This window comes from Streptomyces litmocidini (assembly GCF_014649755.1).
GTDB lineage: Bacteria > Actinomycetota > Actinomycetes > Streptomycetales > Streptomycetaceae > Streptomyces > Streptomyces litmocidini.
On the sequence record NZ_BMTQ01000005.1, the window covers coordinates 251,135 to 266,236 of the forward strand.

Sequence of the window (15,102 nt, forward strand, 5' to 3'; positions counted from 1 at the left end):
TTCATGGAATCATGAGGGATCTGGGGGGCCGCACAACGGAGTCGGGGGTACGGGTGAGCGCGACGACGGCCGCGTCGGAGGACACGACCGAGGGGCCGGTCGGCGGCAGACGGCGGGCGCTGCTCGTCGGAGTCGGCAGGACCCCGTTTCTCGAACGGGACGAGACCCTCGCCCGCCGCTTCCCCCTGCTCGGTTTCGTCGACCGCGACGTCGAACTCGTCGGGTCCGCCCTCGCCGAGTCCGGTTACAGCGTCGACGCCCTCCACCCCGGCCACACCAGTCCGGAACGGCGTGACACGGGTGTCGGCTCGATCGTGAGCGCGGTGGAGGACTTCCTCCTCTCCTGCACGGCCGGGGACACGGCGTTCCTCTACGTCTCCGCCCACGGGGTCACCGTCGGCGAGCGCGAGTACCTCCTCACCTCGGACACACGGCCCCGCGCCGACGGCTCGCTCATAGCGCAGACGATCCTCGAAACCGCCCCCGAGGTCCTGTTGGGCCAGATCCCCGAGGGCGTCACGGTCGTGGTCTGCCTCGACACCTGCCGGACCGACCAGCCGGCCTCGCCCGCGGACGCGGACGAGGCCCGTCTGGTGAACTCCGCCTACCGTGACGTGGCCTGGCTCCTCGCGGCCGGACGCGGACAACCCGCCTACGCCGACCCTGAGAAGGGCAGCTATTTCGGCATCGCCCTTTCCGAGGCGTTGTCCCGCAACAGTCCCCCGAAGACCCTGAAGGAACTCCACGCCTTCGTCCAGGGCAGGGTCGAGCGGCTGACCGCACGGCTGACGGAGCCTCCGCCGACCGTCGATTTCCAATGCGTGGAGGGCCTCGCCGAACGGTTGGTCCTCTGCCAGGGATCCCAGGAGACCCAGCGCTGGGTCGAGGCGGTCTCCGAGTCCGTTCTCTGGCAGCACACTTCGCACGCGGACGCGCACGAACGGGTCAAGGACAAGCTCGCCGACCTGGCGCGCGAGGTCACGAAAAGCCGCCTGGGCACGGATTCCGCCCTCGCCACGCCCTGGAGCGATCCCGAGTACCCGATCCGAGTCGTCGACCGCCTCGGCCGACTCGTCGAAGCAGCCCGCCTCACCGGCCGTGAACGCCTCTCCCCCGCCGAAACGGCGGCACTGCTCGCCGCACCCCTGCTGCACGAGGGCGTCGTCGCCGTCGCCCTGAGCGAGCTGGCGGCACTCCGGCCCGACCGGATCGACCGGATCGAGGATGGCCATGGACGGGAGGCCGCCACCCCTCACGACCACCTGGTGTGCGACGCCGCACGGGACGTGTCCCGGGCACACTCGCAGGTCAGCCTGGCGGCCGAGACCCTGCGCCAGCGCCATCTGACCGAACCGGCCACGGCAGCCGATCACTGGCTCCGGCACCGGTTCATCGCCGACTGGGACCGCCTGTGGGACCGCACCGGCGACTACGCGGCGGTCGACCACCTGCTCACCATGGTGGTCGCGGCCGTGACCGCCGGATCGCCCAGCGAGACATCCCCGCAGAACCGCACCCTGATCGACCGCCAACTCCGTCAGGTCCTCGCCCACGTCACGGTCGCGCCCGGCAGCAGCCCCCGCATCAACGACAGCGGCGAACTCCGTTGGAACGAGCACCCCGCCGTGCCCGGCAACCAGTGGCGCGCCCCCGACCTCGCGTACCTCGTCTGGCTGGCCTCGCTCCTCGCCGCGGACCCCCGGCGCATGTCGAGCGTGCTCGTCGACCACTTGGGCGCCCACCGCCGACTCGTCCCCTCGGACGTCACCGCGGCTCTCTCCGAGTACCGCCTGGAGTCCCCCGCCGAGCACACGCGGACGGGTGACGGTGATGACGGATACGACCTCGCGGTCCACTTCCTCTGCCCGCACCCCGCGCTGCACGCGGCCGTGGAGGACCTGGCGGCGACCGCTGACGCGTCGGTCCGGGCCAGGCACAAGGGCTGGAAGGAGGACCAGAGGACCGCTCCCCCCTTGCTGCGCGGCATCCCGCGGAAGGTGACCACCGAGTTTCTGGAACCCCTCGAACAGCAGTACACCAAACCGCTGGAGCGCTTCCGGCTCGCCGAGGACGAGATCCGCCCACTGCTCATGGGCACCCAGTTGTACGGCGACAGGATGCTCGCCGTCCGGGAGCTCTACCAGAACGCCCTGGACGCCTGCCGGCACCGGCAGCTGCGCGCCGAGTACGGGCGGCGCCTGCGCAAGTGCGGGGCGAAGGGGCGTGACCCGGAGATCTCCTTCGTCCAGGGGTACGACGCGGAGGACCGTCCGTACATCGAGTGCCGCGACACGGGCACCGGAATGAGTCGCAGAAAGCTCACCTCGATGTTCGCCCGGGCAGGCAAGCGGTACGAGCAGGACCCGGACTTCGTGCAGGAGCGACGGAACTGGCGGCGGGCGGGCATCGAGCCGGTCCCGTTCAACAGCCGTTTCGGCATCGGCGTGTTCAGCTACTTCATGCTGGCGGAGGAGGTCGTGGTCACCACTGCCACCACCGACCTTCACGGCAACCTCTCCCGTACGGAAGCACCACTGCAGGCCACCATCCAGTCGGGCTCTGGACTCCTGGAGATCGTGGAGACCACGGACGCCCCGGAACGCGGCGGAACGGTGGTCCGCCTCTATCTGAGCGCGGACGGCGAGACACCGCCGTCACTGGTGGAGACCCTCCGGAAGCTGCTGTGGGTGAGTGACCACCACGTCACGGCGGAGGAACTGGACCGGAACGGCCACCGGATCCGCTCGGCGGAGTGGAATCCGGGCGAGCTCCAGCCCTCGGAGGACTGGCCGACCGGGCCGGCCAGGGCAGGGACCGACGCCTGGCTCGTCCAGGGCAAGGGCCAGCTGCTCCTGGACGGCGTGGTGATCAGGAACGCGCCGGAGGTCGACGGCTACGTCTTCAATCTGCGCGAACATGACCAGCCGGTGCCGACGGTGGACCGGAACGGGCTGATCAGCTACGACAAGGAGGGGGTGGAGCAGCGCCTCCTCACGGCCGTGCCGGAGGCCGTCCGGTCGTTCGACGAGGTGTCGCTGCGCTGGCTGTGGGAAATCGCCCTCACAGAGCCGCGACTGGCGGTGAAGGTCTTCGACTCACTCGACGAAGACGCTGTGGGCGTACTGCACGCCACCCACTCCGAGCGCAGCTTGGACACTTCCCCCCTTCACCTGCGCGTCGTGGGATGCCTGCCCTTCGACGGAAGATCCATCAGGTTGAACCACTACGAGCCCACCTTCGGCGACGTCCGGCGAAGAGAAGGCCAGCTGTTCGACCGGTGGCGGCGCTCTCTGCTGGGTGTCTTTCGCGAAGGACATGAACCCTTCACACCTCGTGGGTATCCCTTGCCTCGTGGTCTGGACGCGCTGCTCTTCGAGCGCGCAGTGCCCGACGGTTCCTGGGTCGCGCCTCTGCGGGCGGCTGCTCTCACCCGTCAACCCCTGTCTCTGGCCGTACGCGCCCAGCGGCGCTACGCCATCGCCGGTGTCAAGGTGCCCGAGACCACCGACATCCGAGCGCTCGGAAACATGTTTCCGACCGTGGTCATGGCAGACCTCTCCTACGCGGAGACGGACGCGCGGCGGTCCGCTCCGGGAGAGGAAAACTCACTGCCTGCACGCCTCTCGGCGCTCCTGCCCGTTTCGGCGGCTCACGAGATCACACTGGACGAGACCCTCGCCGCAGCGCGGGACCTGGTGAGCAGCGTGGCCGTCGAGGGCTGGAAGGACATCCCCGAACTCTCCGGACACGTCGTCCTCGACACGGAGGCGAGCGCGCTGGCCACTCCGGTCAGCGTGATCACGGATAGGGAACCACGGGGCTGGCAGGAGGGCACAGTCCACCCTGTCGATCTACTGGTGCGTGCCCCGGCGGTCGAGCAGCGCGAAGAGCTCGTCGAGCGGATCGCGGAACTGGAACAGCTGGGGTTCCGCCTGGGCCCTGGCGTGTCCGACACCACGCTCGGGCATCGAGCCCTGACCGGCGACGAGCGGCGTCTCCTCTCGCGGGACGTGGACGGGGAGCGCCCCTGGGTCAGCGGGGACCTCGGCTTGTTCGATGTGCTGAACCGGTCCCTGCGCATGCGAGTGCCCGTGGGTCGCGTAGTGGAGCAGGTCAACGGCCTCACCGCCGCCACAGGGGTCTCAGCGGTGTCCGTTCCCGACGCTGTCGCCGACTGGATCGTCCCTCACTGGGCCAGTTATCTCCTCCCCTGGAAAGGGGAGGAGCGGGGACCGTTCGGGCCGTGGCGCCTCGCCGCCGCCCTGCGCAACTCCTCCGGCGACACCGGGCTCACCTCATTGCGTCAGGATTTGCGGCACCTGGACGCCTGCGGTGTACTCGCCCCCGGCTGCCTCGCCCTCGTCGAAGCGAACCTGGCCCAGATCACCGACCTGGATCCCTATCTGGACCGGTTCTTGCATGCGGTCCATCCCTACTCGGCATACGACTGCGGACGCTGGGACCTCGACGCACAGGGCTTGGGAGTAGCGCCGTTGACCCTTCTCGCCGCCCGGGAGAAGGGCACGCTCGGTGCCCAGATCGAGAGGCTGAGGGCCCTTCCCCTGCCCTTTCCCCTGAAGATCGCCGACCTTCCCGTGCCGGTCGCCTCCGCCGCTCCCCACCATGCGATCGCCATGTGGTTCGAGCAGAGGGAGGACGGGTTCACCCAGCGGATGGCCTTCCACTCCGCCCTCAGCTGCGGACAGCTCTTGCTCCAGGCCATGGCCTCCTCCCAGGGCCTCGGCGATGTCGTCCGCCTCGTCCAGGCCTTCCTCCCCGTCGGCGGCCCCTCCCTCCCCGGCCCCTTCACCGGCCCGGACGCCGAGGCCCTGGAGGACTTCGTCCCCGACGACTTCGACCTGGCCGCGTTCGATCCCGGTCTCCTCGGCCCCGGCGCCCTCGGCCCCCTCGAACTCGTCCTCGTCGCGGGCCGGTTCGGGTGGACCCTCGGGAAGGCGTACGAGCGCTACGCGCCCTTCCGGTGTCTCGGTCTCGACGTCACCGTCCCGGAGCCCGTCGGGGCCGAACGGGACCTGGCGCCCGACTGGTGCGACGTCATCGTGCTCACCGCCCGGCTGACCGGCCGCGCCCCGGCGCTCGAAGGCGCCGTGGATCCCGACCACATCACCCTGTGCGCCGAGGAGACCGATCTCCCGGAGGCGCAGGTCCTGGAGCGGCTCCGCGCGTACTCCCGCCTCTTCGACCTCGACCTTCCCCCCTTCGGAGGCCCCCACCCATGAGTTCTGCCGCCCCCTACCGCCGCACGAACCTCCCGCTCGCCCAGCCCGCCACCACCTTCCTGTGGCAGTCCGCCGGAGCCGGCCGCGTCGAGGCCACCGGGGAGTGCCCCGAGTGCCGGTGCGTGACCACCCGGGTGTGGGAGGAGATCCAGTACGTCACCAAAGGCCCCTCCGGGCCGGACAAGCAGGCGTTCGACAACGGCGAACCGAAGTTCGCCCAGTGCCACTGCCCCACCTGGCACGTGAACCGGCCGGCCGAGATCCCCGACGGCTGCGGGGCCACGTTCTGGATCGCGCTTCCGCCGCAGGGGCTCTCACTGTGAACGAGTTCACCCCCCAGGAGCTCGTCGACGCCGACAACCGGGTGCGCGCCATGGCCGCCCCGCCCGAGCAGCTCAAGGCCGCGCTCCAGCAGGCCGAGGGTTACCGGAACTTCCTCGCCACGCTCACCGGGCTGCTCACCGTCGTCTTCGTCCTCAAGGGGCAGGAGAACCTGAGCAAGATGACCACCGGGCCCCGGTGGTGGGTGATCGGGCTGCTCGCCGGGGCGTTCCTGCTGCTCCTGCTGGCGTCCTGGCTGATGGTCTCGGCCGTGCACGAGCGGCCGGGACGGAAGCTGCCCTCGGGTGCGGAGTATCTGCTGCGGTACGAGAAGAAGCGGGCCAGGACCATTCGGTTGATGACCAGCTGGGCCCGGTGGATGGGTCTCCTCGGCGTCCTCGCCGTGTCGGCGGCCTCACTGATCACCTGGATCTGGCCTGGCCCGGTCGCCTGACCGGCCACCCGTCCGGGAACGCGCCGCAGCGCCCCCCAGGTCGTCCGGTCGGGGACAGGGAGGGGGGCGCTGCGCTCAGTTCCGCACGTCGTTGTGCGGGACGTTCGAAGGGGCCGGATCAGACCGTCAGGGCACGGTCCGTCGGGCGGATCGGGGCCGGCAGGGAGCTGGCGCCGGTCAGGTAGCGGTCCACGCCGCGGGCGGCGGAGCGGCCCTCGGCGATGGCCCAGACGATGAGGGACTGGCCGCGGCCGGCGTCACCGGCGACGAACACGCCGTCGACGTTGGTGGCGAAGTCCGCGTCGCGGGCGATGTTGCCCCGCTCGTCCAGCTCCAGGCCGAACTGCGCGACCAGGCCGTTCTCCACGTCCGTGCCGGTGAAGCCCATCGCGAGCGTGACCAGCTGGGCGGGGATCTTCCGCTCCGTGCCCGGCTTCTGGGTCAGCTTGCCGTCGACGAACTCGACCTCGACGAGGTGGAGGAACTGGACGTTGCCGTCCTCGTCGCCCTCGAAGTGGGTGGTGGAGACGGAGTAGACCCGCTCGCCGCCCTCCTCGTGCGCCGAGGTGACCTTGTAGAGCATGGGGAAGGTCGGCCAGGGCTGGCCGGCGTTCCGCTCGTCGCCCGGCTTCGGCATGATCTCCAGCTGCGTGACCGAGGCCGCGCCCTGGCGGTGCGCCGTGCCGACGCAGTCGGCGCCGGTGTCGCCGCCGCCGATGACGACGACGTGCTTGCCCTCGGCGGTGATCGGCGGGGCCACGAAGTCGCCCTCGACGACCTTGTTGGAGAGCGGCAGGTACTCCATCGCCTGGTGGATGCCGTTCAGCTCCCGGCCCGGGACGGGCAGGTCGCGGGCGGTGGTGGCACCGGCGGCGATGACGACCGCGTCGTACCGGTGGCGCAGCGCCGTCGCCGGCATGTCGCGGCCGATCTCGACGCCCGTGCGGAACTTGGTGCCCTCCGCGCGCATCTGCTCGATGCGGCGGTTGATGTGCCGCTTCTCCATCTTGAACTCGGGGATGCCGTAGCGGAGGAGGCCTCCGATGCGGTCCGCGCGCTCGTAGACGGCGACGGTGTGGCCGGCCCGGGTCAGCTGCTGGGCGGCGGCGAGTCCGGCCGGGCCGGAGCCGATGACGGCGACGGTCTTGCCGGAGAGGCGCTCGGGCGCCTGCGGCTTGACGTCGTTCGCGTCCCAGGCCTTGTCGATGATGGAGACTTCGACGTTCTTGATGGTGACGGCCGGCTGGTTGATGCCGAGCACGCACGCGGACTCGCACGGGGCCGGGCACAGGCGGCCGGTGAACTCCGGGAAGTTGTTGGTGGCGTGCAGGCGCTCCTGCGCCGCCGACCAGTCCTCGCGGTAGGCGTAGTCGTTCCACTCGGGGATCAGGTTCCCGAGGGGGCAGCCGTTGTGGCAGAACGGGATGCCGCAGTCCATGCAGCGGCCGGCCTGCTTGCTGATGATCGGCAGCAGGGAGCCGGGGACGTAGACCTCGTTCCAGTCCCTGACGCGCTCGGCCACCGGTCGGGTCTGGGCGACTTCGCGCCCGGTGGTCAGGAAGCCCTTGGGGTCAGCCATGGGACGCAGCCTCCATCATCTTCTCGGTGGTCTCGGCCTCGGAGAGACCGGCGAGCTCAGCGGCGTCCTTGGCGGCGAGCACGGCCTTGTACGTGGTGGGGATGATCTTGCTGAACCGGGCCGCCGCGGCGTCCCAGTCGGCGAGGAGCTTCTCGGCGACCGTGGAGCCGGTCTCCTCGAAGTGGCGGCGCACGACGTCGTGCAGCCACGCCTTGTCGGCGTCCGACGGGGCCTCGATCGCCTCCAGGTTGCCGGAGTTGACGTTGTCCCGGTCGAGGTCGATCACGTAGGCGACACCGCCCGACATGCCGGCCGCGAAGTTGCGGCCGGTCTCGCCGAGGACGACCGCCGTGCCACCGGTCATGTACTCGCAGCCGTGGTCGCCCACGCCCTCCGAGACGACCAGGGCGCCGGAGTTGCGGACGCAGAAGCGCTCGCCGGTGCGGCCGCGGAGGAACAGCTCGCCGCCGGTGGCGCCGTAGCCGATGGTGTTGCCCGCGATGGTCGAGTACTCGGCCAGGTGGTCGGCGCCCCGGTCCGGGCGGACGATGACCCGGCCGCCGGAGAGGCCCTTGCCGACGTAGTCGTTGGCGTCGCCCTCCAGGCGGAGGGTGACGCCGGCCGGCAGGAAGGCGCCGAAGGACTGGCCGGCGGAGCCGGTGAAGGTGATGTCGATGGTGTCGGCCGGGAGGCCGGCGCCGCCGAACTTCTTCGTCACCTGGTGGCCGAGCATGGTGCCGACCGTGCGGTTGATGTTGCGGATCGCGACCTGGGCGCGGACCGGCTGGGCCTCCTCGGCGGAGGGCGCGTTCAGGGCCTCGGCGGCGAGCTGGATCAGCTCGTTGTCGAGGGCCTTCTCCAGGCCGTGGTCCTGCTCGATCAGGGCGTGGCGGACCGCGCCCTCGGGCAGCTCGGGCACGTGGAAGAGCGGCTCCAGGTCGAGGCCCTGGGCCTTCCAGTGCGTGACGGCCTTGCTGGTGTCCAGCAGCTCGGCGTGGCCGACGGCCTCTTCGAGGGTGCGGAAGCCCAGCTCGGCGAGGAGTTCGCGGACCTCCTCGGCGATGAACTCGAAGAAGTTGACGACGAACTCGGCCTTGCCGGAGAAGCGGTCGCGCAGGACCGGGTTCTGGGTGGCGATGCCGACCGGGCAGGTGTCGAGGTGGCAGACGCGCATCATGACGCAGCCGGAGACGACGAGCGGCGCGGTCGCGAAACCGAACTCCTCGGCGCCGAGCAGCGCGGCGATGACGACGTCGCGGCCGGTCTTCAGCTGGCCGTCGGTCTGGACGACGATCCGGTCGCGCAGGCCGTTGAGCAGCAGCGTCTGCTGGGTCTCGGCGAGGCCGAGCTCCCAGGGGCCGCCCGCGTGCTTCAGCGAGGTCAGCGGGGAGGCGCCCGTTCCGCCGTCGTGGCCGGAGATGAGGACGACGTCCGCGTGGGCCTTGGAGACACCGGCGGCGACCGTGCCGACGCCGACCTCGGAGACCAGCTTCACGTGGATGCGGGCGACCGGGTTGGCGTTCTTGAGGTCGTGGATCAGCTGGGCCAGGTCCTCGATGGAGTAGATGTCGTGGTGCGGCGGCGGCGAGATGAGGCCGACGCCGGGCGTCGAGTGACGCGTCTTGGCGACCCACGGGTAGACCTTGTGGCCGGGCAGCTGGCCGCCCTCGCCGGGCTTGGCGCCCTGCGCCATCTTGATCTGGATGTCGTCGGCGTTGACCAGGTACTCGCTGGTGACGCCGAAGCGGCCGGAGGCGACCTGCTTGATCGCGGAGCGCCGCTCCGGGTCGTACAGGCGGTCCGGGTCCTCGCCGCCCTCACCGGTGTTGGACTTGGCGCCCAGCCGGTTCATGGCGACGGCGAGCGTCTCGTGCGCCTCGCGGGAGATGGAGCCGTACGACATGGCGCCGGTGGAGAAGCGCTTGACGATCTCGGAGACCGGCTCGACCTCGTCGATGGAGATCGGGGCACGGCCTTCGGTGGCGAAGCCGAAGAGGCCGCGGAGCGTCATGAGGCGCTCGGACTGCTCGTTCACCCGCTCCGTGTACTTCTTGAAGATGTCGTACCGCTTGGTGCGCGTGGCGTGCTGCAGGCGGAAGACGGTCTCCGGGTCGAACAGGTGCGGCTCGCCCTCGCGGCGCCACTGGTACTCGCCGCCGATGTCCAGGGCGCGGTGCGCCGAGGGGACGCCGGAGACGGGGTACGCCTTGGCGTGGCGGGCGGCGACCTCCTTGGCGACGACGTCGAGACCGGCGCCGCCGATCTTGGTGGCCGTGCCGTTGAAGTACGTGGCGACGAAGGTCTCGTCGAGGCCGACGGCCTCGAAGACCTGGGCGCCGCGGTAGGAGGCGACGGTGGAGATGCCCATCTTGGACATGACCTTGAGGACGCCCTTGCCGAGGGCGTAGATCAGGTTCCGGATGGCCTGCTCGGGCTCCATGCCCTCGATGAAGGTGCCGGCGCGGACCAGGTCCTCGACGGACTCCATGGCGAGGTACGGGTTGACCGCCGCGGCGCCGTAGCCGATGAGCAGGGCGACGTGGTGGACCTCGCGGACGTCACCGGCCTCGACGAGCAGGCCCACCTTGGTGCGCTGCTTGGTGCGGATGAGGTGGTGGTGGACGGCCGCGGTGAGCAGCAGCGAGGGGATCGGCGCGTGCTCGGCGTCGGAGTGCCGGTCGGAGAGGACGATCAGGCGGGCGCCGCCCTCGATCGCCGCGTCGGCCTCGGCGCAGATGGCCTCGATGCGGGCGGCGAGGGCCTCGCCGCCGCCGGAGACCCGGTAGAGGCCGGAGAGGGTGACGGCCTTCATGCCGGGCATGTCGCCGTCGGCGTTGATGTGGATGAGCTTGGCCAGCTCGTCGTTGTCGATCACCGGGAAGGGCAGGGTGACACTGCGGCACGAGGAGGCGGTGGGCTCGAGCAGGTTGCTGCCGGGGCCGAGCGAGGAGCGCAGGCTCGTCACCAGTTCCTCGCGGATGGCGTCCAGCGGCGGGTTCGTGACCTGCGCGAAGAGCTGCGTGAAGTAGTCGAAGAGCAGCCGCGGGCGGGTCGACAGGGCCGCGATGGGCGAGTCCGTGCCCATGGAGCCGATCGGCTCGGCACCTGCGCGGGCCATCGGGGCGAGGATGACGCGGAGCTCTTCCTCGGTGTAGCCGAAGGTCTGCTGGCGGCGGGTGACCGAGGCGTGGGTGTGCACGATGTGCTCGCGCTCGGGGAGGTCGGAGAGCTCGATCTCGCCGGTCTCCAGCCACTCCGCGTAGGGGTGCTCGGCGGCGAGGGCGGCCTTGATCTCGTCGTCCTCGACGATGCGGTGCTCGGCGGTGTCGACGAGGAACATCTTGCCGGGCTGGAGGCGGCCCTTGCGGACGACCCTGGCGGGGTCGATGTCGAGGACGCCGACCTCGGAGGAGAGGACGACGAGGCCCTCGTCGGTGACCCAGTAGCGGCCGGGGCGCAGACCGTTGCGGTCGAGGACCGCGCCGACCTGGACGCCGTCGGTGAAGGTGACGCAGGCCGGGCCGTCCCAGGGCTCCATCAGCGTGGAGTGGTACTGGTAGAAGGCGCGGCGGTCCGGGTCCATGGTCTCGTGGTTCTCCCACGCCTCCGGGACCATCATCAGGACCGCGTGCGGCAGGGAGCGGCCGCCGAGGTGGAGGAGCTCCAGGACCTCGTCGAAGGAGGCCGAGTCGGAGGCGTCCGGGGTGCAGATCGGGAAGATCCGGTCCAGGGTGCCCTCACCGAAGACGGTGGAGTCGAGCTGCGCCTCGCGGGCGGTCATCCAGTTCCGGTTGCCCTTGACGGTGTTGATCTCACCGTTGTGGGCGACGAAGCGGTACGGGTGGGCCAGCGGCCAGCTCGGGAAGGTGTTGGTGGAGAACCGGGAGTGGACCAGGGCCACGGCGGTGGCGCAGCGGCGGTCCGACAGGTCCGGGAAGAAGGGCTCCAGCTGGCCGGTGGTCAGCATGCCCTTGTAGACGATGGTGCGGGCGGAGAGCGACGGGAAGTACGTCGCGGCCTCGCGCTCGGCGCGCTTGCGCAGGACGAAGGCCTTGCGGTCGAGCGCGATGCCCGTGCTCTCGCCGTCGGCCACGAAGAGCTGGCGGAAGACCGGCATGGTGGCGCGGGCGGAGGCGCCGAGCAGCTCGGGGGCGACGGGGACCTCGCGCCAGCCGAGGACGTCCAGGCCCTCTTCGGCGGCGATGGCCTCGATCGCGGCGACGGTCTCGTCGGTGCCGTCCTCGGGGAGGAAGGCGATGCCGACGGCGTACGCGCCGGCCTCGGGGAGCTCGAATCCGGCGACCTCGCGCAGGAAGGCGTCCGGGACCTGGAGCAGGATGCCGGCGCCGTCGCCGGAGTCGGGCTCGGAGCCGGTGGCGCCGCGGTGCTCGAGGTTGCGCAGTACGGTCAGCGCCTGCTCGACCAGCGTGTGGCTGGCTACACCGGTGAGGGTGGCCACGAACCCGACACCGCAGGCGTCGTGTTCGTTACGGGGGTCGTACATCCCCTGAGGAGCGGGGCGACCGTCCATGGGCGACCAGGCGTCGGAACGCATCGGCTCTCCCGTCGTCGTCGTGGCATATGGAGCTGCCGAGGGACGACGTTGGCCCTCCGCGAAATTTCGTGCAGGTTACATGATGGCTGGCTTCTCGCGAAGCGGATAGCTCATTCCAGCATGCGGACAACGCCGATACGCAGCGGTGGTGTGGGTTCCTCTGTGGGGTGCGGCGACAGGGACTGTCCCGCGGGGACGGATCAGGGCCCGGATGTTCTTCGGGACTCGGCGACCCGTCACTGGGAGTGGGCTTCGTTGCCCGGTGGCGCTCAGGCCTCTTTCCCGTTGGTCACGAGTTCGAAACCGCCGAGTAACCGGCTACTTATGTGGCGTCCCGCATAGTGTCTCATCGCCCCGGCGGATCGGGCCAGGGATATACGTCACAGAGGTTTCGGGGCCTATGTCGGGAAAGGGTGCCACGAAAAGACCGAGAGGCCCCTTTCGGGGGCCTCTCGGTCTTCTGCGGGGACACGGATTCCGCACCGGCTTCCGCGGGGGTGCGGAATCCGCACCGGCCGGGTACGGAATCCGCACCGGCACCCACCGGGGCTACAACGCGGCTCCGAAGAGCATGCCGAGCCCGTACGTGACGGCCGCGGCGGCCCCGCCCAGGACGAGCTGGCGCATGCCGCTGAAGAGCCAGCCGCGGGCGGTCACCCGGGCCACCAGGGCGCCGCAGGCGAAGAGCCCGGCGAGCGCGAGCAGGACGGCCGGCCAGAGCGCGGTCGCCCCGAGCAGGTACGGCAGGACGGGGAGGAGCGCGCCGAGCGCGAAGGAGCCGAAGGACGAGAGGGCGGCGACCATCGGCGACGGCAGGTCGTCCGGGTCGATGCCGAGCTCCTCGCGGGCGTGGATCTCCAGCGCCTGCTCCGGGTCCTTCGACAGCTGCATCGCGACCTCGCGGGCGAGCTCGGGCTCGACGCCGCGGGAGACGTAGAGCGCGGCGAGCTCCTCCATCTCGTCGACCGGGTGCTTGCGCAACTGGCGCCGCTCGACGTCCAGTTCCGCCTGGACGAGTTCGCGCTGCGAGGCGACGGAGGTGTACTCGCCGGCCGCCATGGAGAAGGCGCCGGCCGCGAGGCCCGCGAGGCCGGTGATGACGACGGTCCCCGAGGAGACCGCTCCGCCGGCGACGCCGGTCATCAGGGCGAGGTTCGAGACGAGCCCGTCCATCGCGCCGAACACCGCCGGGCGCAGCCAACCGCCGTTCACGTCGCGGTGCGTGTGGTTGTCGCGGTGGGCCTCGTGCAGTGGTGCCTGGGCTTCGATGATGGACATGCCTCTCCCCTCGTTCCGGCGGGCCGGGTCGCACCCGCCGCCCCAACGCCTCGAAAATACGCCCGATGTAAGGGGTGCGCCAGCAAGCCAGGCCGTACTTACTAAGGCCCGCCTCAGTGAGGGCACCCCAACCTGGCGGGGTGTCAGCCGGGTGACAGAGACGTTTCTTCGGCGAGTTCGCGGCCCGTGGTGGCACAGATCCAGGCATCGGGGCGTCGCTGTCGGCGCCCCTGTCCAGGAAGGGGCGCGAGATGGTGACCAGCACGGCCTGCGACACGCGTGAACGGGCGAGGGGGGCACTCCTCGGTCTCGCCGTCGGCGACGCGCTCGGCGCGCCCGCCGAGAACATGCGGCCCTCCGAGATCCGCCGCCGCTGGGGCCGCATCGAAGGATTCGTGACGGACAGCCCGGCGGGCACCGACGACACGGAGTACGCCATCTTCTCGGGCCTGCTCCTCGCCCGGCACGGCTCCGCCCTCACCGTCCGCCACGTCGAACGGGCCTGGCACCACTGGATCGCCGACCTCGACGAGGGCCCCTTCCGCGGCGCGGGCTTCTCCGAGCGCGGCACCCTGGAGAACCTCCGCCGGGGCCTGGCCGCCCCCATCTCCGCCCAGCACCGCCACGCCTGGTCGGACGGGCTGGCCATGCGCGCGGCGCCCTTCGGCGTGTTCGCGGCGGGCCGCCCCGCGGAGGCGGCCCGCCTGGTCGCGATCGACGGCAGCGTCAGCCACGACGGCGAGGGCATCTACGGCGGCCAGGCGGTGGCGGCGGGCGTGGCGGCGGCGATGACGGGAGCGACCGTCACGTCGGTGATCGCGGCGGCCCTCTCGGTCGTCCCGATGGACTCCTGGACGGCCCGCTCGCTGCGCCGCGCGGTCGTCGCGGCCCAGCGCGTCCAGCCGGACCCGCTCACCCGCGAGCGCCAGGTCCGCTCGGCCGTCGTCATCGGCGGCTACCCCTGGACGGACCTGGCCCCGGAGGCGGTGGGCCTGGCGTTCGGCGCGTTCGCGGCGGCCCGGGGCGACTTCCGCACGGCCGTCCTCACCGCCGTCAACATGGGCCGCGACGCCGACACGACGGCGGCGGTGGCGGGCGCCCTGGCGGGCGCGGCGGGCGGCCTGGGCGCGATCCCGGCCGACTGGGCCGGGGCCATCGCCCCGGTCACCGGCAGTTGCCTCCCCTCGATGCGCGGCTACCACGTCCTGGACGTCGCGGACCTCCTCACACCGGAGGAGGCCGCATGACCGCGGACCTGACGCCCCCGGACCCGGTGCCCACGGCCACCGCGCCAGCAGCGGACGCCGCGGCTCTCGCACCGGCTGCGGGCACGGCGACCGCCACGGCCGTCGCTCCCGGCACGGGCACCACGACCACCGCCGTCGATGCGGGCACGGCGGCTGCCGCACCGGCTGCGGGCACCGCCCCCGCCACGGGCGCCGCCCCCGTGGCGGACGCCGCGGCTGCCGCCCCCGCCATGGACGCCGCGGCCGCCGCCCTCGCCGTGGACGCCGCGGCTGCCGCACCGGCTGCGGACATCACCCCCGCCGCGGGCGCTGCCCCGGCCGCAGCCGCCCCCGCCGCGGGCGATCGCCCCGCAGGGCGAGGGGGGTCCCCCCTGTTCGAGCGGAGCCGAGAGCCCGGGGGAGGGCGGGCACGGCCCCCGGTGCCGGGG

7 protein-coding genes are annotated in these 15,102 nt (G+C 71.4%); 4 read left to right on the plus strand and 3 right to left on the minus strand.

The genetic code is table 11. The annotated features are described in order from the left end of the window. Positions 1-53: 53 nt before the first annotated feature. From IE180_RS13390 to IE180_RS13400, 3 genes are read left to right on the plus strand one after another with little or no spacing between them, the layout of a single operon-like run. The gene (locus IE180_RS13390; RefSeq protein ID WP_190157075.1) at positions 54-5,240 is read left to right on the plus strand and encodes an HD domain-containing protein; all 5,187 of its coding nucleotides are present in this window, start codon (positions 54-56) and stop codon (positions 5,238-5,240) included. Further along, on the plus strand, positions 5,237-5,563 hold the full coding sequence (locus tag IE180_RS13395; protein WP_190157076.1) for a hypothetical protein: 327 nt from the start codon (positions 5,237-5,239) through the stop codon (positions 5,561-5,563). The genes IE180_RS13390 and IE180_RS13395 overlap by 4 nt, the downstream gene beginning before the upstream one ends. Beyond that, on the plus strand, positions 5,560-6,015 hold the full coding sequence (locus IE180_RS13400; protein ID WP_229860465.1) for a hypothetical protein: 456 nt from the start codon (positions 5,560-5,562) through the stop codon (positions 6,013-6,015). The genes IE180_RS13395 and IE180_RS13400 overlap by 4 nt, the downstream gene beginning before the upstream one ends. 118 nt (positions 6,016-6,133) lie before the next feature. Here the strand turns inward: IE180_RS13400 and IE180_RS13405 are convergent, their stop codons facing one another. The 3 genes from IE180_RS13405 to IE180_RS13415 form a co-directional block, all read right to left on the minus strand. Beyond that, on the minus strand, positions 6,134-7,594 hold the full coding sequence (locus tag IE180_RS13405; RefSeq protein WP_190157077.1) for a glutamate synthase subunit beta: 1,461 nt from the start codon (positions 7,592-7,594) through the stop codon (positions 6,134-6,136). Next, positions 7,587-12,149, minus strand: coding sequence for a glutamate synthase large subunit (gene gltB / locus IE180_RS13410; RefSeq protein ID WP_190157078.1), 4,563 nt, complete (start codon positions 12,147-12,149; stop codon positions 7,587-7,589). Before gltB ends, IE180_RS13405 begins: the two co-directional genes overlap by 8 nt. Positions 12,150-12,698: 549 nt before the next feature. Further along, positions 12,699-13,427: a VIT1/CCC1 transporter family protein gene (locus tag IE180_RS13415; RefSeq protein WP_190157079.1), complete on the minus strand. Its 729-nt coding sequence runs from the start codon at positions 13,425-13,427 to the stop codon at positions 12,699-12,701. A gap of 251 nt (positions 13,428-13,678) precedes the next feature. Here IE180_RS13415 and IE180_RS13420 point away from each other — a divergent pair, with 251 nt between their 5' ends. Then, positions 13,679-14,674 carry an ADP-ribosylglycohydrolase family protein gene (locus IE180_RS13420; protein ID WP_190157080.1) on the plus strand — a complete coding sequence of 332 codons (996 nt, stop codon included), beginning with the start codon at positions 13,679-13,681 and terminating at the stop codon, positions 14,672-14,674. The last annotated feature ends 428 nt before the right edge of the window (positions 14,675-15,102 follow it).

Bases quoted from the DNA above. Each gene is read 5' to 3' on its own strand.
- IE180_RS13405 (WP_190157077.1), bottom strand. From the start codon at position 7,594: ATGGCTGACCCCAAGGGCTTCCTGACCACCGGGCGCGAAGTCGCCCAG.
- IE180_RS13420 (WP_190157080.1), top strand. From the start codon at position 13,679: ATGGTGACCAGCACGGCCTGCGACACGCGTGAACGGGCGAGGGGGGCA.
- gltB (WP_190157078.1), bottom strand. From the start codon at position 12,149: ATGCGTTCCGACGCCTGGTCGCCCATGGACGGTCGCCCCGCTCCTCAG.
- IE180_RS13395 (WP_190157076.1), top strand. From the start codon at position 5,237: ATGAGTTCTGCCGCCCCCTACCGCCGCACGAACCTCCCGCTCGCCCAG.
- IE180_RS13415 (WP_190157079.1), bottom strand. From the start codon at position 13,427: ATGTCCATCATCGAAGCCCAGGCACCACTGCACGAGGCCCACCGCGAC.